14 protein-coding genes are annotated in these 17,125 nt (G+C 70.0%); 12 read left to right on the top strand and 2 right to left on the bottom strand.

Annotated elements, in window-relative coordinates:
• The first annotated feature begins 7 nt into the window (after nt 1-7).
• The 10 genes from murD (at nt 8) to FFI97_RS33700 (ending at nt 11,948) form a co-directional block, all read left to right on the top strand.
• Nucleotides 8-2,287, top strand: coding sequence for a UDP-N-acetylmuramoyl-L-alanine--D-glutamate ligase (gene murD, locus FFI97_RS26840; RefSeq protein ID WP_139702999.1), 2,280 nt, complete (start codon nt 8-10; stop codon nt 2,285-2,287).
• On the top strand, nt 2,284-3,579 hold the full coding sequence (gene ftsW / locus FFI97_RS26835) for a putative lipid II flippase FtsW (protein ID WP_062474228.1): 1,296 nt from the start codon (nt 2,284-2,286) through the stop codon (nt 3,577-3,579). The genes murD and ftsW overlap by 4 nt, the downstream gene beginning before the upstream one ends.
• A complete protein-coding gene (gene murG, locus FFI97_RS26830; protein WP_139703000.1) occupies nt 3,576-4,637 on the top strand; it encodes an undecaprenyldiphospho-muramoylpentapeptide beta-N-acetylglucosaminyltransferase in 1,062 nt (353 codons plus the stop codon). The genes ftsW and murG overlap by 4 nt, the downstream gene beginning before the upstream one ends.
• The gene (murC, locus tag FFI97_RS26825) at nt 4,634-6,097 is read left to right on the top strand and encodes a UDP-N-acetylmuramate--L-alanine ligase (protein ID WP_139703001.1); all 1,464 of its coding nucleotides are present in this window, start codon (nt 4,634-4,636) and stop codon (nt 6,095-6,097) included. The genes murG and murC overlap by 4 nt, the downstream gene beginning before the upstream one ends.
• Nucleotides 6,094-7,065 (top strand): D-alanine--D-alanine ligase, encoded by a 972-nt coding sequence (locus tag FFI97_RS26820; protein WP_139703002.1) that lies wholly within the window; start codon nt 6,094-6,096, stop codon nt 7,063-7,065. Before murC ends, FFI97_RS26820 begins: the two co-directional genes overlap by 4 nt.
• Nucleotides 7,066-7,068: 3 nt before the next feature.
• Entirely contained in the window at nt 7,069-7,857 is a 789-nt protein-coding gene (locus FFI97_RS26815; protein WP_139703003.1) for a cell division protein FtsQ/DivIB, read from the top strand.
• Nucleotides 7,858-7,877: 20 nt separating this feature from the next.
• Nucleotides 7,878-9,107, top strand: coding sequence for a cell division protein FtsA (gene ftsA / locus FFI97_RS26810; protein WP_056575685.1), 1,230 nt, complete (start codon nt 7,878-7,880; stop codon nt 9,105-9,107).
• Between the two features lie 170 nt (nt 9,108-9,277).
• Nucleotides 9,278-10,492 carry a cell division protein FtsZ gene (ftsZ, locus tag FFI97_RS26805; protein WP_062474218.1) on the top strand — a complete coding sequence of 405 codons (1,215 nt, stop codon included), beginning with the start codon at nt 9,278-9,280 and terminating at the stop codon, nt 10,490-10,492.
• A 330-nt stretch (nt 10,493-10,822) separates the two neighbouring features.
• Nucleotides 10,823-11,746, top strand: a complete 924-nt coding sequence (lpxC, locus tag FFI97_RS26800) for a UDP-3-O-acyl-N-acetylglucosamine deacetylase (RefSeq protein ID WP_056575680.1) — start codon at nt 10,823-10,825, stop codon at nt 11,744-11,746.
• A gap of 25 nt (nt 11,747-11,771) precedes the next feature.
• Entirely contained in the window at nt 11,772-11,948 is a 177-nt protein-coding gene (locus tag FFI97_RS33700) for a hypothetical protein (protein WP_167394968.1), read from the top strand.
• 10 nt (nt 11,949-11,958) lie between these two features.
• Here the strand turns inward: FFI97_RS33700 and FFI97_RS26795 are convergent, their stop codons facing one another.
• Nucleotides 11,959-12,855, bottom strand: a complete 897-nt coding sequence (locus FFI97_RS26795) for a LysR family transcriptional regulator (protein WP_260685197.1) — start codon at nt 12,853-12,855, stop codon at nt 11,959-11,961.
• Nucleotides 12,856-13,014: 159 nt separating this feature from the next.
• Between FFI97_RS26795 and glyA the strand changes: the two genes are divergently transcribed.
• On the top strand, nt 13,015-14,337 hold the full coding sequence (gene glyA, locus FFI97_RS26790) for a serine hydroxymethyltransferase (RefSeq protein ID WP_139703005.1): 1,323 nt from the start codon (nt 13,015-13,017) through the stop codon (nt 14,335-14,337).
• A gap of 4 nt (nt 14,338-14,341) precedes the next feature.
• Here glyA and ruvC read toward each other — a convergent pair whose 3' ends face one another.
• Complete coding sequence (gene ruvC / locus FFI97_RS26785; protein WP_062474210.1) at nt 14,342-14,890, bottom strand: crossover junction endodeoxyribonuclease RuvC; 549 nt, start codon at nt 14,888-14,890, stop codon at nt 14,342-14,344.
• Nucleotides 14,891-15,038: 148 nt separating this feature from the next.
• Here ruvC and FFI97_RS26780 point away from each other — a divergent pair, with 148 nt between their 5' ends.
• The gene (locus FFI97_RS26780; protein ID WP_139703006.1) at nt 15,039-17,123 is read left to right on the top strand and encodes a hypothetical protein; all 2,085 of its coding nucleotides are present in this window, start codon (nt 15,039-15,041) and stop codon (nt 17,121-17,123) included.
• Nucleotides 17,124-17,125 lie beyond the last annotated feature (2 nt).

The raw sequence follows: 17,125 nt of genomic DNA, 5'->3' as shown, positions 1-17,125 counted from the left end.
CACAACCATGCGGCACCTGAAAGACCTCCCCGTTCTCATCCTCGGCCTCGGCGCGTCCGGGCTGGCGATGGCGCGCTGGTGCGCGCGCCACGGCGCGGTCGTGACCGTGGCCGACACGCGCGAGGCGCCGGCCTCGCTCGCGACGCTGCAGGCCGAGCTGCCCGACGCCACCTTCATCGGCGGGCCGTTCACGGCCGCGTTGGTCGAAGGCACGCCGATCCGCGCCGTGTACCGCTCGCCGGGCCTGTCGCCCGCGACGCTGGCGCCGGTCGTCGACGCCGCCAAGGCCGTGGGCCTCGTGGTCGGCGGCGAGCTGGACCTGTTCGCGCGCGCGCTGCTCGATCTGCAGACGGTCGAGGTGCCGGCGGTGGAAGCCGAAGCTGAAGTGCCGGTCGAAACCGCCGTGGCCGAGCCTGTCGTTGAAACGCCGGCCCAGGCCGAGCTGGCCTTGAGCGAAGAAGCCCCCGTGGCGGAGGCTGCGGTGGTCGAGACGCCGGAAGTGCCTGCGCCGGAGGCTGCTGCGGTTGTCGAAGGCGAGCCCGAAGCGGCCGCGCCCGTCGAAGCTGTTGAGGCGACCGAGGCGGTTGCACCCACGGAGGCCGTGGCCGCTGAGTCGACCGAAGCCGCACTGCCAGTCGATGCGCCTGCCGCAGAAGCCGAGCCTGTTCCCGTCGAACCGACCGAAGCCGCTGAAGCCACACCGCCCGCCATGGCCGAAGCCATGCCGCGCGATGCATCGCTGAGTGTGCCGGTGACGCCGCCCACCGAAGACGTCGTCGCCGAAGGCGCCACGACGGAAGACGCCACCACGGAAGACGCCGCAGCGCCAGCCGCCGCCGAAACGCCTGCCGTGTCGCCCGCACCCGCCGCCACCATCTCCCGCCTCCCGACCCCCGGCAAGCCCTACGTGCCCACCGCGGCGCGCGAGGCCGCCGAGTTCGTCGCCAAGATCGCCGAGCTGTCCGCCACCAACCCGGCGTCGGCCGCGGTCGAGGAAGAGGCCACGCCGCAGCTCGAACTCGTGCCCGAACCCGAGCCCGAAGCGCCCAAGGGCTACACGCCCGCCGTGCTCGCCATCACCGGCACCAACGGCAAGACCACCGTCACCTCGCTCACCGGCCAGTTGGTCGAGCGCGCGGGCAAGACCGTGGCCGTGGCCGGCAACATCGGCCCGACGCTGCTCGACACGCTGGCCGGGCACCTCGACGCCGGCACGCTGCCCGACGTGTGGGTGCTCGAACTCTCGAGCTTCCAGCTTGACGGCGTGCAGGGCTTCGAGCCCACGGCCGCGACCGTGCTCAACCTCACGCAGGATCACCTCGACTGGCATGGCGACATGCCGGCCTACGCGGCCGCCAAGGCGCGCATCTTCGGCGCCAAGGGCCTGATGATCCTGAACCGCGACGACGCCGGCGTGATGGCCATGCTGCCGCCGCCGGTCAAGGTGCGGCTGCAGCGTCCGCAGATCCGCACCCACGTCACCTTCGGCGGCGCGATGCCGCTGCGCCCCGGCGACTACGGCATCGAGCGCATCAACGGCGTGGCCTGGCTGGTGCGCGCGCTGGAAGCCGACGAAACGCAGAAGCGCAAGCGCGGCGCGGTGGTGGAAGAAGAGCTCTTCTTCCAGCGCCTCATGCCCGCCGACGCACTGCGCATCCGCGGCCGCCACAACGCCATGAACGCGCTGGCGGCGCTTGCGCTCGCCAGCGCCGCCGACTGCCCGCTGGGCCCGATGCTCTACGGCCTGCGCGAGTACCGCGGCGAGCCGCACCGCGTCGAGCCGATCGCCATCGTGGACGAGGTCGAGTTCTTCGACGACAGCAAGGGCACCAACGTCGGCGCCACCGTGGCCGCACTGAGCGGCCTCGGCGAGGAGCGCCGCGTGGTCGTGATCCTCGGCGGCGAAGGCAAGGGCCAGGACTTCGAGCCGCTGGCCGACCCGGTGCGCCAGTACGCGCGCGCCGTCGTGCTCATCGGCCGCGACGCCCCGTTGATCGAGGCCGCGCTGGCTTCCACCGGCGTCTCGCTGAAGCACGCGGGCTCGATGGAAGAGGCCGTGAAGTTCGCCGCCGCACGCGCCCACCCCGGCGATGCCGTGCTGTTGTCACCGGCCTGTGCGAGCTTCGACATGTTCAAGGACTACGCGCACCGCGCCGAGGTGTTCTGCGAGGCCGTCGAGGCCTACGCCGACAGCCCGCGCGAGGCCGTCGGTGGCGACGACGCGGTGGTGTCGTACGTGCCTGGCGCGTCGCTGTCCACCGCCGGATCGATGGAGGACCCGATTTGAACTCCGCAGCCGCAGGCCAGGAAACCAGCACCGGCAGCCGTTTCGGCGGCTGGTTCCGGCGCGCCCGCAGCGGCATGGATTCGCTGCCCGTGCACCTGCCCGTGCGGCTGGGCGGCGCCGGCGTCGCGCAGACCAAGGCCACGCCGATGCGCGTGCTGGGCTTCGACCAGGCGCTGGTCTGGGTCACGGTCGCGCTGATGACCTGGGGCCTGATCATGGTGTATTCGGCCTCGATCGCGCTGCCCGACAACCCGCGCTTTGCACGCGCCGGCTACAGCGCCTCGTACTTCCTCACGCGGCATGCGGCCTCGCTGGTCATCGCCTTCATCGCCGCGCTGCTGACCTTCCAGGTCCCGATGAAGACCTGGGAGCGCGCCGCGCCCTGGCTCTTCGTGGCCTCGCTGCTGCTGCTGGTGGCGGTGCTCATTCCGCACATCGGCATCAACGTGAACGGCGCGCGCCGCTGGCTGCCGATGGGCTTCATGCGCTTCCAGCCGTCGGAGCTGGCCAAGTTCGCGATGGTGCTCTATGCCGCCAGCTACATGGTGCGCAAGATGGAGATCAAGGAGCGGTTCTTCCGCGCCGTGCTGCCGATGGGCATCGCGGTGGTGGTGGTCGGCATGCTGGTGATGGCCGAGCCCGACATGGGCGCCTTCATGGTGATCGCCGTGATCGCCATGGGCATCCTGTTCCTGGGCGGCGTGAACGCGCGCATGTTCTTCGTGATCGCGACGCTGGTGGTGGTGGCATTCGGCTCCATCGTGGCGAGCAGCCCGTGGCGCCGCGAGCGCATCTTTGCGTACCTCGATCCGTGGAGCGAAGAGCACGCGCTGGGCAAGGGCTACCAGCTGTCGCACTCGCTGATCGCGATCGGGCGCGGCGAGGTCTTCGGCGTGGGCCTGGGCGGCAGCGTCGAGAAGCTGCACTGGCTGCCCGAGGCGCACACCGACTTCCTGCTGGCCGTGATCGGCGAGGAGTTCGGCCTCATCGGCGTGTTGCTGATCATCGGCCTGTTCCTGTGGCTCACGCGCCGCATCATGCACATCGGCCGCCAGGCGATCGCGCTGGACCGCGTGTTCTCGGGCCTCGTGGCCCAGGGCGTGGGCGTGTGGATCGGCTTCCAGGCCTTCATCAACATGGGCGTGAACCTGGGCGCACTGCCGACCAAGGGCCTGACCTTGCCGCTGATGAGCTTCGGTGGCTCGGCGATCCTGATGAACCTCGTGGCGTTGGCGGTGGTGCTGCGCATCGACTACGAGAACCGCGTGCTCATGCGGGGAGGTCGCGTATGACGCGCACTGCGCTGGTCATGGCAGGCGGCACGGGCGGCCACATCTTTCCGGGCCTGGCCGTGGCCGAGGCCCTGCGCGAGCGCGGCTGGCGCGTGCACTGGCTGGGCGCGCCCGGCAGCATGGAAGAAAAGCTCGTGCCCCCGCGTGGCTTCGCCTTCGAGCCGGTGCAGTTCGGCGGCGTGCGCGGCAAGGGCCCGCTCACCTTGTTCCTGCTGCCGCTGAAGCTGCTGCGTGCCTTCTGGCAGAGCCTGGCCGTGGTGCGCCGCGTGAAGCCCGACGTGCTGGTGGGCCTGGGCGGCTACATCACCTTCCCGGGCGGGATGATGGGCGTGCTGATGGGCAAGCCGCTGGTGCTGCACGAGCAGAACTCGGTCGCCGGCCTCGCCAACAAGGTGCTGGCGGGTGTGGCCGACCGCGTGTTCACGGCCTTCCCGAACGTGCTGAAGAAGGCGCAGTGGGTGGGCAATCCGCTGCGCGCGGCGTTCACGTCGCAGCCCGATCCGGCCACGCGCTTCGCGGGCCGCACGGGGCCGCTCAAGTTGCTGGTGGTCGGTGGCAGCCTGGGCGCGCGTGCGCTCAATGCCGTCGTGCCGCAGGCGCTGGCGCGCATCGCGCCCGACGCCCGCCCGCAGGTGCTGCACCAGAGCGGCACCAAGCAGATCGACGAGCTGCGCGCCAACTATGCGGCGGCCGGCGTCGAGGGCGAACTCACGCCCTTCATCGACGACACCGCGCAGGCGTACGCCGAGGCCGACCTCATCGTTGCGCGCGCGGGTGCCAGCACCGTCACCGAAATCGCGGCCGTCGGCGCAGCAGCGCTGTTCGTGCCTTTCCCCTCGGCGGTCGACGACCACCAGACCACCAACGCGCGCTTCCTCGTGGACGCGGGCGGCGGCTGGCTGGTGCAACAGACCGACCTCACCCCTGAATTGCTGGCTGATTTGCTACAGAAAACCGAACGCGCGACCTTGATCGACAAGGCCACCAAGGCCAAGACCCTGCAGAAGACCGAAGCAGTGGACGCGGTCGTCCGCGCCTGCGAGGAGCTTGCGAAATGAAGCACGCGATCCGTCACATCCACTTCGTCGGCGTCGGCGGCTCGGGCATGAGCGGCATCGCCGAGGTGCTGCTGAACCTGGGCTACAGGATCACCGGCTCCGACCTGTCCGACAGCGCCACGCTGCGCCGCCTCGCGGGCCTGGGCATCGGCACCTTCGTGGGCCATGCCGCCGCGCACATCGACGGCGCCGACGCAGTCGTCACCTCCACCGCCGTGCAGTCGGACAACCCCGAGGTGCTGGCCGCGCGCGAAAAGCGCATTCCGGTCGTGCCGCGCGCGCTCATGCTCGCGGAGCTGATGCGCCTGAAGCAGGGCATCGCCATCGCCGGCACGCACGGCAAGACCACCACCACCAGCCTGGCCGCCAGCGTGCTCGAAGCCGCCGGGCTCGACCCGACCTTCGTGATCGGCGGGCGCCTGAACAGCGCCGGCGCCAACGCGCAGCTGGGCAGCGGCGACTACATCGTGGTCGAGGCCGACGAGTCGGACGCCTCGTTCCTGAACCTGCTGCCCGTGATGGCGGTGGTCACGAACATCGACGCCGACCACATGGAGACCTACGGGCACGACTTCGCCAAGCTGAAGAAGGCCTTTGTCGATTTCCTGCACCGCATGCCGTTCTACGGCGTGGCCATCCTGTGCACCGACGATCCGGCGGTGCGCGAGATCGTGGCCGACGTGACCTGCCCGGTCACCAGCTACGGCTTCGGCGAGGACGCCCAGGTGCGCGCCATCGACGTGCGCGCCGTCGGCGGCCAGATGCATTTCACCGCGCAGCGCCGCAACGGCGTGACGCTGCCCGACCTGCCCATCGTGCTGAACCTGCCGGGCGAGCACAACGTGCGCAACGCGCTGTCGGTGATCGCCATGGCGGTCGAGCTCGGCATTGCCGACGAAGCGGTGCAGCGCGGCCTGGCCGGTTTCAAGGGCGTGGGCCGCCGCTTCCAGAGCTACGGCGACGTGGCCGTGCCGAACGACACGGCCGGCGGCACCTTCACCGTCATCGACGACTACGGGCATCACCCGGTCGAGATGGCGGCCACCATTTCCGCCGCGCGTGGCGCCTTCCCGGGGCGCCGGCTGGTGCTGGCCTTCCAGCCGCACCGCTACACCCGCACGCGCGACTGCTTCGAGGACTTCGTGAAGGTCATCGGCACGGCCGATTCGGTGCTGCTGGGCGAGGTCTATGCCGCGGGCGAGGCGCCCATCGTGGCCGCCGACGGCCGCACGCTGGCGCGCGCGCTGCGCGTGGCCGGCAAGGTCGAGCCGGTGTTCGTGGACGACATCGTCGCCATGCCGCAGGCCATCCTGGACAACGCCCGCGCGGGCGACGTGGTGCTGTGCATGGGCGCGGGCTCCATCGGCGCGGTGCCGGGCAAGGTGGTCGAACTCGGCACGCCGCCCGCACCCTCATCAACAACTTCAGAGCGCACTGCGCGCAAGGGGAGGGCCGCGTGAGCCTTCAGGATCCACAACTTTTCGGCAAGGTGGCCGTGCTGTTCGGCGGCAGTTCCGCCGAACGCGAGGTGTCGCTGATGTCCGGCGCCGGCGTGCTGCAGGCCCTGCGTTCGCGCGGCGTCGACGCGCATGCCTTCGACCCGTCGGAGCGCGAGCTGACCGACCTCAAGCGCGAAGGCTTCGCGCGCTGCTTCGTCGCGCTGCATGGCCGCCACGGCGAAGACGGCACCGTGCAGGGCGCGCTCGAGCTGCTCGGCATTCCCTACACCGGCTCGGGCGTGATGGCCTCGAGCGTGGCCATGGACAAGGTCATGACCAAGCGCATCTGGCAGGCCGACGGCCTGCCCACGCCCAAGTACGTGCGCCTGGCCTTCGACCAGCAAAGCCGCGAGCAGATCATGGTGGTGCCCGACGTGCTCGGCCTGCCGTTGATCGTGAAGCCGCCGCGCGAGGGCTCGTCCATCGGCGTGACCAAGGTCGAGGGCTACTCGCAGATGCAGGACGCGGTCGCGCTGTCGGCGAAGTTCGACGCCGACGTGCTGTGCGAGGAGTTCATCGACGGCGAGGAAGTCACCTGCGCCGTGCTCGGCCAGGGTCTCGATGCGCGCGCGCTGCCGGTGGTGCGCATCGCCGCGCCCGAGGGCGCCTACGACTACCAGAACAAGTACTTCACCGACGACGTGAAATACCAGTGCCCGAGCGGCCTGCCCGAGGCCGAGGAACGCGAGATCCAGCGCATCACGCTGGCGGCGTACCACACGCTCGGCTGCCGCGGCTGGGGCCGCGCCGACGTGATGATCCGCGCCAGCGACCGCAAGCCCTTCCTGCTCGAGATGAACACCTCGCCCGGCATGACCAGCCATTCGCTGGTGCCGATGTCGGCGCGCGCGGCGGGCATTCCCTACGAAGAGCTGTGCGTGCGCGTGCTGGCTTCGGCCGCACTCGATGCCAAGGGAGGCGCGAACTAAGCCATGGCCGACAGCATCCCCGCTCCCTTCGACGTCAAGCTGATGAACATCGTCGCGAACGTTGCGTTCGTGCTGGTGGCGCTCATGCTGCTGGCGGCGAGCGCGTGGTGGGTGCTGCGCCAGCCTTTCTTCCCGATCTCGGGCATCAAGGTGGACGGCGAGGTCACGCACAACAACGCGGTCACGCTGCGTGCCAACGTGGCGCCGCAGCTCAAGGGCAACTTCTTCACCATCGACCTGGCGCGTGCGCGCACCGCCTTCGAGACGGTGCCGTGGGTGCGCAGCGCGGTGGTGCGGCGCGAGTTCCCGAACAAGCTGCGCGTGACGCTGACCGAACAGGTGCCGGTGGCGGTGTGGGGCGACGAGGCCGGCTCCAAGCTGATCAATGGCTTCGGCGACGTGTTCGAGGCCAACGTGGCCGAGGTCGACGCCGACCTGCCGCGCCTGGACGGCCCGATCGAGCAGGCCGGGCAGGTGCTGGGCATGTACCGCGTGCTCGCGCCGATGTTCGAGCCCTACGACTTCGACATCGCCGAGCTGCGGCTGTCCAGCCGCGGCAGCTGGAAAGTGCTGCTCGACAACGGCGCCGAGATCGAACTCGGCCGCGGCCAGAGCGACGAGGTGTCGGCGCGCCTGCAGCGGTTCCTGAAGACCGTGACGCAGGTCGCGGGCCAGTACCGCCGCACGGTGGCCGACGTCGAACGCGCCGATCTGCGCCACAACGACGCGTATGCCCTGCGGCTGCGCGGCGTCACCACGGTCTCGCCCGAGGCCCCAAGAAAAATCAAGTAGCGAATACCGAGGACATCTACATGCCCAAAGAATACAAAGACCTGGTCGTAGGCCTGGACATCGGAACCGCCAAGGTGATGGTGGTCGTGGCCGAGGTGCTGCAAGGCGGCGAGCTCAAGCTGGCCGGCCTGGGCATCGCGCCCAGCAACGGCCTCAAGCGCGGCGTCGTGGTGAACATCGACGCCACCGTGCAGAGCATCCAGCAGGCGCTGAAAGAAGCCGAGCTGATGGCCGACTGCAAGATCAGCCGCGTCTACACCGGCATCACCGGCAGCCACATCCGCGGCATCAATTCGAGCGGCATGGTGGCGGTGAAGGACAAGGAAGTCACGCCCGCCGACGTGGCCCGCGTGGTCGAGACGGCGCGCGCCATCAACATCTCGAGCGACCAGCGCCTGCTGCTGGTGGAGCCGCAGGAGTTCGTGATCGACGGCCAGGACGTGAAGGAGCCGATCGGCATGAGCGGCATGCGCCTGGAGGCCAAGGTGCACATCGTGACTGGCGCGCAGAGCGCGGCCGAGAACATCATCAAGTGCGTGCGCCGCTGCGGCCTGGAGGTCGACCAGCTGATGCTGAACCCGCTGGCCTCCAGCCAGGCGGTGCTCACCGAAGACGAGCGCGAACTGGGCGTGGTGCTGGTCGACATCGGCGCGGGCACCACCGACGTGGCGATCTTCACCAACGGCGCGATCCGCCACACGGCTGTGATCCCGATCGCGGGCGACCTCATCACGAGCGACATCGCGATGGCCCTGCGCACGCCTACCAAGGACGCGGAGGACATCAAGGTCGAGCACGGCTACGCCAAGCAGCTGCTGGCCGACCCTGAATCGCAGGTCGAAGTCCCCGGCCTTGGCGATCGCGGCCCGCGCATGTTGAGCAAGCAGGCGCTCGCCGGCGTGATCGAGCCGCGCATCGAAGAAATCTTCTCGCTGGTGCAGCAGGTGGTGCGCGAGTCGGGCTACGAGGAAGTGCTGTCGTCGGGCGTGGTGCTCACGGGCGGCAGCGCCGTCATGCCCGGCATGGTCGAGCTGGGCGAAGACATCTTCCTCAAGCCCGTGCGCCGCGGCATCCCGAAGTACTCGAGCGCGCTCTCGGATATGGTGGCGCAGCCGCGCGCGGCCACCGTGATGGGCCTGCTCGAGGAGGCACGTTTTGCACGCATGCGTGGCTTCAAGGTCGCACAGAAGAACGGGTCCGTAAAGACTGCGTTCGGACGTTTCAAGGACTTCATCGTGGGGAACTTCTGACCATGAACCACTCCCCACTCTGGCTCGCACGCGCGGGCCCTCCGCTGCATTTCAACGAGCGATGGCGACGCACCGGTCCACCATCGCGACGGCGATCCCGTTGATCACGTCACGGCAAAAGAAATATTCATAGACACATAACGGCAACTGCAATATTCAAGGAGTTAGAAATGACCATCGAAATGATCGAAGTCGAAGAATTCAACCAGGGCACGCAGATCAAGGTGATCGGTGTCGGCGGCGGCGGTGGCAATGCGGTCGCCCACATGATGGAGCGTGGTGTGCAAGGCGTGCAGTTCGTTTGCGCCAACACCGACGCGCAAGCCCTGCAACGCAGCAACGCGCACAAGAACATCCAGCTGGGCATCAGCGGCCTGGGCGCCGGCAGCAAGCCCGAGAAGGGCCGTGACGCGGCCGAAGCCGCGGTGGACGACATCCGCGCCGCCATCGACGGCGCGCACATGCTGTTCATCACGGCCGGCATGGGCGGCGGCACCGGCACCGGCGCGGCGCCCGTGATCGCGCGCGTGGCCAAGGAAATGGGCATCCTGACGGTGGGCGTGGTGACCAAGCCCTTCGACTGGGAAGGCGGCCGTCGCATGACCAACGCCGACGCCGGCCTGGCCGAACTCGAAGCCAACGTCGACTCGCTGATCGTGGTGCTCAACGAGAAGCTGCTGGACGTGCTCGGTGAAGACATCACCCAGGACGAAGCCTTCGCGCACGCCAACGACGTGCTGAAGAACGCCGTGGGCGGCATCTCGGAAATCATCAACGAGTACGGCGGCGTGAACGTCGACTTCGAAGACGTGCGCACCGTGATGGGCGAACCCGGCAAGGCCATGATGGGCACGGCCGCGGCTGCAGGCCCGGATCGCGCGCGCATCGCCGCCGAACAGGCCGTGGCCTGCCCGCTGCTCGAAGGCATCGACCTCTCGGGTGCCAAGGGCGTGCTGGTGCTGGTGACGGCGTCGAAGGGTTCGCTGAAGCTGAACGAGTCGAAGCTCGCGATGAACACCATCCGCGCCTACGCCTCGCCGGACGCGCACGTGATCTACGGCGCCGCCTACGACGAAAGCCTGGGCGACCAGATGCGCGTCACGGTGGTGGCCACGGGTCTGTCGCGCGCCGACGCACGCCGCCAGGCCCCGACGCTCGAAGTGATCCGCACTGGCACCGACAACATCCCGTTCACCGTGCCGACGCTCGGCGGCGTGGGCCACGCGGGTGGTGGTTCGGGCAGCCAGCCCAACTACGACGGCATGGCCGTGCCCAGCGTGTGGCGCACCAACCGCACGATGGCCGCCGCCAAGGTCGATGCACTGTCGTCGGGTGGCATGGACGACTTCGAGATCCCCGCATTCCTGCGTCGTCAAGCCGACTAAATAGGCTCGCCCCCAGGCTACGCGCACTTCGTGTCGCTTCTCCAACCCCCTACCGGGGGCAACACCTGCGGCCCGGCAAAGCCGGTTCCGCGGTGTTTCGCGAAGTGACACGCCACCGAACGCAGAGGGCACGAGGGTTCGCAAGGGGACGGGGAAGACCTGAAAGGGACTGCCCCCCGGCTCTAGGCGCTGCGTCCACCTCGTGCCCCTTGCGTCCATCGCCGGGGGCTCCCGGCTTTTTGTTTTTTCTTGTCTGACCGGTCCATGTCTATCGCGGCCATAGCGAAGGGAATAGGGCGTCACGGTCGCCGCCCGCCTAAAATCTCGGGCGTGCTGCAACAACGAACCCTCAAGTCGATCAGCCGCGCCGTGGGCGTGGGGCTTCACAGCGGCCAGCGCGTGGAGCTGACCCTGCGACCGGCCCCGGCCGACACGGGCATCGTGTTCCGCCGCGTCGACCTGCCCGAGCCGGTCGAGATCCGCATGACCGCCGAATCGGTCACCGATACGCGCCTGGCGTCCACCGTCTCCACGGGCGGCGCCAAGGTGCAGACCGTCGAACACATCATGTCCGCCTGCGCGGGCCTGGGCATCGACAACCTCTACATCGACATCACGGCCGACGAAGTGCCGATCCTCGACGGGTCGGCCTCGTCCTTCGTGTTCCTGCTGCAAAGCGCGGGCATCGAACTTCAGAAGGCGCCGCGCCGCTTCATCCGCGTGCTGCGCAAGGTCGAGGTGCGCGAAGGCGAGGGCGCCAACGAGAAGTGGGCAAGCCTGGAGCCGTACCACGGCTTCAAGCTGAGCTTCGAGATCGACTTCGACCACCGCGTCGTCAACTCCACCGGCCAGCGGGTGGAGTTCGACCTGGGCACCGACTCGTACAGCCGCGACATCGCACGCGCACGCACCTTCGGCTTCACGAAAGAAGTCGAGTACATGCGCAGCAAGGGCCTGGCGCTCGGCGGTGGCCTGGACAACGCCATCGTCATGGACGACACCAAGGTGCTCAATGCCGGCGGCCTGCGCTACGACGACGAGTTCGTGAAGCACAAGATCCTCGACGCCATGGGCGACCTGTACATCATCGGCAAGCCGCTGCTGGCCGCGTACACCGCGTTCCGCTCGGGCCATGCGCTCAACAACAAGCTGCTGCGCGAGCTGCTCTCGCACAGCGACGCCTACGAGGTCGTGACCTTCGAGGACGAGAAGCGCGCACCGCGCGGCTTCGGCGAAGTGGCGCGGGCCTGGTAAGCCCGGCGCACGCCTTTTCTTTCCGATGCTTCTCTTTCGCTGGGCCATCCTGCTGCTTCTGCTGGTGGCGGGCGTGTCCTTCGCGTTCTATGCGGGGACGGGGCAGGTCAAGTACCGCCGCTTCGGGTGGATCGTGTTCAAGTGGACGGTGCTGGCGGCGCTCGGCTTCTTCGCCGTGCTGATCGCCGAGCGCGTCGCGTAGAGCCAGCCGTTCAGTCGACGAGGGCCTGCAAGGCCTGCACCTGCTGCGCAAGCAGCGGCCCCTTGCGGTGCGCGGGCACCAGCAGCATCAGCGTGTCTCCCAGCGCCTTCGGCCGTCCCCAGGGCGCGTCCAGTCGGCCTTTCTCGAGCAGCGGTGCCACCAGCCGCTCGCGACCCATCAGCACCCCTTCGCCGTCGAGCGCGGCCTGCAGTGCGAGGCTGTAGAGCGAGAAATCCGGGCCAGCGGCCAGCGCATCGGCCTCGGCTGCCGTGGTGTCGGGGCGCACGGCCTGCAGCCAGCGCGACCAGTCGTCGCGCCACACCGTGTCGTGCAGGCCGCCGCAGCGCGCGAGCACGTCGATAAGGTCGTCGAGCGGGCGCGGGCGTGCGCTCTCCAGTGATGCGCGCACGCGCGGGCTGCACACGGGCACGAGGCGGTCGCGTGCGAGCGCAATGCCCGTGGCGCCGACGGCAGCTTCGGCGCCGTAGAACAGCCCGAGGTCGAAGGGCTCGCGCCGGAAGTTCGGTGGCTGCTCCAGCGCCGTCACCGACACCTGCACGCCGGGCAGCGCGGCCTTCAGCCGCGAGAGCCGTGGCGACAGCCACAGCTGCGCCATGGCCGGCAGGGCCGCCACCTGCAGCGTGCTGCGGCGCGCGGCGGTCTGCGTTTCCTGGCGCAGCGCTTGCACCGCGAGGCCGAGCTGGTCGACCGCTGCACTGAGCGCAGGCAGTGCGCGCCGGCCGTGCGCGCTGAGCCGGATGCCCTGGCTGTGCCGCTCGAACAGCGCACCGCCGGCCCAGGTCTCGAGTGCCTTGATCTGCTGCGCGACGGCGGCGGGCGTCACGAACAGCTCCTCGGCCGCGCGTGCGAAGCTGCCGTGGCGCGCCGCGGCCTCGAAGGCACGCACGGCCGTGTGCGGCGGAAGGCGAGGGCGGGGTGGAGCAAGGGACATGCGCTGGAGGCCAAGTTTTTCTAGGGCTCAGACCCAGTTTATCCGTGTTGCCGGCGCAGGCGCAGGGCGCGACTATGCGGTCATTCCCTTCCACCACTCCCAGCGAGACACCGCATGCCCGCAGCCCTTCACCGCCGTTCCTGGGTTCCCGCCGCCAGCGAGGACCACGTGCTTGCCATCGCTGCCGACGCCGCCGCGCGCGACGCGGCGGGCGTGACCGCCGAGATCGAACGCCTCGTGGCCGACAGCCACCGCATCCACGACGTCGACGGGCTGAACCTCAACCCGGCCACCAACGTGATGAACCCCGCCGCCGAGGCGCTGCTCTCGCGTGGGCTGGGCTCGCGTCCGTCGCTGGGCTATCCGGGCGACAAGTACGAGATGGGGCTGGACGCCATCGAGCGCATCGAGGTCGTCGCCGCTGAGCTCGCGGCCGAGGTGTTCGGTGCGCGCTTCGCCGAGGTGCGCGTGAGCTCCGGCGCACTGTCGAACCTCTACGTGTTCATGGCGACCTGCCAGCCCGGCGACACGATCATCGCGCCGCCGCCCGCCATCGGCGGCCACGTGACGCACCACGCGGCGGGCGCGGCCGGGCTCTACGGCCTGAAGACCGTGCCGGCGCCGGTCGATGCCGACGGCTACTCGGTCGACGTCGTGGCGCTGGCCAAGCTGGCGCGCGAGGTGAAGCCGAAGCTCATCACCGTCGGCGGCAGCCTGAACCTGTTCCCGCACCCGGTGTCCGCCATCCGCGAGGTGGCCGACAGCGTGGGCGCGAAGCTGCTCTTCGATGCTGCGCACCTCTCGGGCATGGTGGCCGGCAAGGCCTGGCCGCAGCCGCTCGAAGAGGGCGCGCACGCGATCACCATGAGCACCTACAAGAGCCTGGGTGGCCCGGCCGGCGGGCTGATCGTGTCGAACGATGCGGCGCTGATGGAGCGCATCGACGCCATCGCCTACCCGGGGCTCACGGCCAACTCGGATGCGGGCCGCACGGCCGCGCTGGCCCGTGGACTGCTCGACTGGAAGGTGCATGGCGTGGCCTACGCGGCGGCGATGCGCGACACCGCGCAGGCGCTCGCACGCGCGCTCGATGCCGAAGGCCTGCCCGTGTTCGCCAAGGCGCGCGGCTTCACGCAGTCGCACCAGTTCGCGCTCGAGGCCGCGCGCTGGGGTGGCGGGCAACGTGCCGCGAAGCAGCTGGCCCAAGGCGGGTTGCTGGCCTGCGGCATCGGCCTGCCGATCGCGCCGGTCGACGGCGACATCAACGGCCTGCGCCTGGGCGTGCCCGAGATCGTGCGGCTGGGCTTCACGCCCGAGGACATGCCGCAGCTGGCCGGCTGGATCGCGCGGGCGCTGGCTGGCGACGCGGTGTCGGTGGCTGCCGAGGTGCGCGAGCGCCGCCGGCGCCTGGGCGACCTGCGCTACATCGTGCGCTGAAGCCTCAGCGCGAACGCCCTTGCCGGTAGGTGCCGGCGTGGGTCTTCGACAGCTCGGCCGCCTCCGCGAGCCGCGCCATCGAACGGCCGACCTGCGCGTGCGTGATCGCGATGCCCAGCGCGTCCGCCGCGTCGGCGCCCGGCAGGCCGGGCAGGTCGAGCAGGCGTTTCACCATCTCCTGCACCTGCGCCTTCGCGGCCTGGCCGTGGCCGGCCACGGCCTTCTTCATCTGCAGCGCCGTGTACTCGGCCACCGAGAGGTTGTGGCTCACCAGCGCCGTCACGCAGGCGCCGCGCGCCTGGCCCAGCAGCAGCGTTGACTGCGGGTTGACGTTGACGAAGATGATTTCGACCGCCGACGCCTCGGGTTGGTAGCGCGCCGTGATCTCGCCGATGCCGTCGAACAGCACCTTCAGGCGCGCCGGCAGGTTGCCGCTGCCCAGGTGCCGGGTGCTGATGGTGCCGCTGGCCACGTAGCGCAGCGCATGGCCGTCCGCATCGACCACGCCGAAGCCGGTGGTCTGCAAACCGGGGTCGATGCCGAGGATCCGCATGAAAAGGAAGCGTAAAGGCCTAAGCCTGGGTGAGGAAGATTGAAGAAGGTGCGAATTCGCGCGCGATGCGTGGGGGATCGCGGGCAGAATCCGCCGTTCTTGCATTCCGCCCCGCTCCGCGCGGGGCGCGCCACACAAGGAAGCGAAGGTGAATGTAGTCGAGTCCTCCGCGCAGCAGCAACCGAAGCCATCGAACGACGCCCCGGCCCTGCCCGCGCACCTGCAGCAATCTCCCGCCGAACGCGCCGCCGCGAGCTTCCGCCAGGCGGAGCTGCTCAGCGACCTCGGCCGCCGCCGCGAGGCGATCGCCGCCTGCAGCCGGCTGATCGCCGAGTTCGGCGCGCTGCCCGACGCCGCCGTGGTCGTGCCTTGTTGCCAGGCGCTGCGGCTGCTCGCGCACGTGCTGCGCCAGCTGCACCGCCCGGCCGACGCGCTGGCCACACTCGACCGCCTGGTGGCCGCGCACGGCGGGCGCAGCGAGCCCGAGATCCGCGCACACATCGCCCACGCGCTGTACCAGCGCACTTGGCTCATCGACGACGCGGCGGCGCGCTGCGAGGCCTGCGACTTCATGAGCGAGCAGCTCGACGCACAGGCCGATGCCGCGCTCGATGCATGGCGGCTCGACGCGCGCCTGCTGAAGGCCGAGATCGAACACCACCGCGGCCTGCCGCAGGACGCGTTGGCCACGCTCGAAGCGGCCATCGAACGCTTCGAGGGCGGCGCCGACGCCGGCGTGGTCCTGCGCGTGGCGCGGGCCCGGCTGGCCGCGGTGCTCAACCTGCGCGAGCTGGCGCAGCACACGCAGGCGCAGGTGCTGTGCCTGCAGGTGGCCGACCAGATCGAGACCGGCCTGGCCGAGGCTGCGCTCGAGCTGCGGCTGGAAGGCGTGCGCGCGCTGGCCCTGTTCTTCGACGGCCTCGGGCTCGACGAGGTCGCGCGCCGCGCCGAGCTGGTCGGCTGGCTGCTCGACCGCTACGGCCACGACGCCTCCGCGCAGGTGCGCCGCCTCGCGGCCGTGCGCGCCCACGAATGGGCCGTGGGGCTGCGCGACCAGGGCGACGGCGAGGCCGCGCTGGCTGCCTGCGAGCGCCTGCTCGGCACCTTCGCGCGCGACGGCGACGCCGTGGTGCAGCGCACCGTGGCCACCACCTTGCTGCACAAGGGCTTCGTGCTGCTCGATCTGCTGGGGCGGCCCGAGGCGGCGCTTGCGGTGTACGAGCCACTCGTGGCGGCGTCGCGCGACGGCGCCACGCCCGAACTGCGCGAGCTGCGCGTGAAGGCCATGGCCGGGCGCGAGGCCTGCCTGAAGCGGCTGCGCAAGACCGGCGGCCTCGAGGCCGGCGAGTTGCCGGCCGAGCTCTTCGATGCGGCGTGCGACACCGTTCGCGAAGGCCGCAAGCTCGGTGACGCGGGCGCATCGCGCGAGGCCATCGCGCTCTTCGACGAGGTGCTCGCGGCGCATGCCGCGTCGCCGCACCCGCTCATGCGCCGCCAGTGCGCCCGCGCTCTGTCGCACAAGACCTTCTGCCTGCTGGCGCTCGAGCACTTCGCCGAGGTCGTCGAGGCCGCCGACGCGATGGACGCGCGCTACGGCGCCGATGCCTCCACCGAGATGCAGTCGCAGGTGGCGCTGTGCCTGCAATACAAGAGCACCGCGCTCGACCGCCTCGCGCGGCCCGCGGACGAGATGCGCGTGCACGACGAAATCGTTGCGCGCTGGGGCAATTCCGAGCTGCCCGACCTGCGCGCGCGCGTGGCCGGTGCGCTGTTCCGCAAGGGCGCCGTGCTGCGCCGCGCGGGCCGCTTCGCCGAGGCCGTGGCCAGCTACGACGAGGTGATCGCGCGCACGGCGATGGCGCGGGACAGCGCCCTGCAGCTGTGGGCCGCCAAGTCGCTGATCAACAAGGCCAAGGCCTTCGACAAGATGGACGACCTGCCGGGCCAGGCCAAGGCCTACCGCGTGCTCATCGCGCGCTTCGGCGAGTCGGGCGACGCGGCCTTGCGCGAGCGCGTGGCCAATGCCTGCGAATGGCTGGCCGAGGCTGAAGGGCGGCAGGGTCGGGTGGCGGCGCAGCGCGAGGCGCTGGAGCTGGCACTCGGGCGTTTCGGCACAGCGCTCTCGGCCGAGCAGCGCACGCGGCTCAAGCGCGAGCTTCAGGCGCTGAAGACGAGGGCTCTAGGACGGCGCGCGAAGCAGGCCTTCGATCGGGTGGTGCGGCGCAAGGTCTGATC

This window comes from Variovorax sp. KBS0712, from assembly GCF_006323185.2.
GTDB classification, from domain to species: domain Bacteria; phylum Pseudomonadota; class Gammaproteobacteria; order Burkholderiales; family Burkholderiaceae_C; genus Variovorax; species Variovorax boronicumulans.
This window is presented reverse-complemented; position numbering and strand designations above follow the sequence as displayed.

Excerpts from the sequence above, each read along its gene's own strand:
- murC (WP_139703001.1), top strand. The coding sequence starts at position 4,634 with ATGAAGCACGCGATCCGTCACATCCACTTCGTCGGCGTCGGCGGCTCG.
- ftsZ (WP_062474218.1), top strand. The coding sequence starts at position 9,278 with ATGACCATCGAAATGATCGAAGTCGAAGAATTCAACCAGGGCACGCAG.
- murG (WP_139703000.1), top strand. The coding sequence starts at position 3,576 with ATGACGCGCACTGCGCTGGTCATGGCAGGCGGCACGGGCGGCCACATC.
- murD (WP_139702999.1), top strand. The coding sequence starts at position 8 with ATGCGGCACCTGAAAGACCTCCCCGTTCTCATCCTCGGCCTCGGCGCG.
- FFI97_RS26815 (WP_139703003.1), top strand. The coding sequence starts at position 7,069 with ATGGCCGACAGCATCCCCGCTCCCTTCGACGTCAAGCTGATGAACATC.
- FFI97_RS33700 (WP_167394968.1), top strand. The coding sequence starts at position 11,772 with ATGCTTCTCTTTCGCTGGGCCATCCTGCTGCTTCTGCTGGTGGCGGGC.
- ftsA (WP_056575685.1), top strand. The coding sequence starts at position 7,878 with ATGCCCAAAGAATACAAAGACCTGGTCGTAGGCCTGGACATCGGAACC.
- glyA (WP_139703005.1), top strand. The coding sequence starts at position 13,015 with ATGCCCGCAGCCCTTCACCGCCGTTCCTGGGTTCCCGCCGCCAGCGAG.
- ruvC (WP_062474210.1), bottom strand. The coding sequence starts at position 14,890 with ATGCGGATCCTCGGCATCGACCCCGGTTTGCAGACCACCGGCTTCGGC.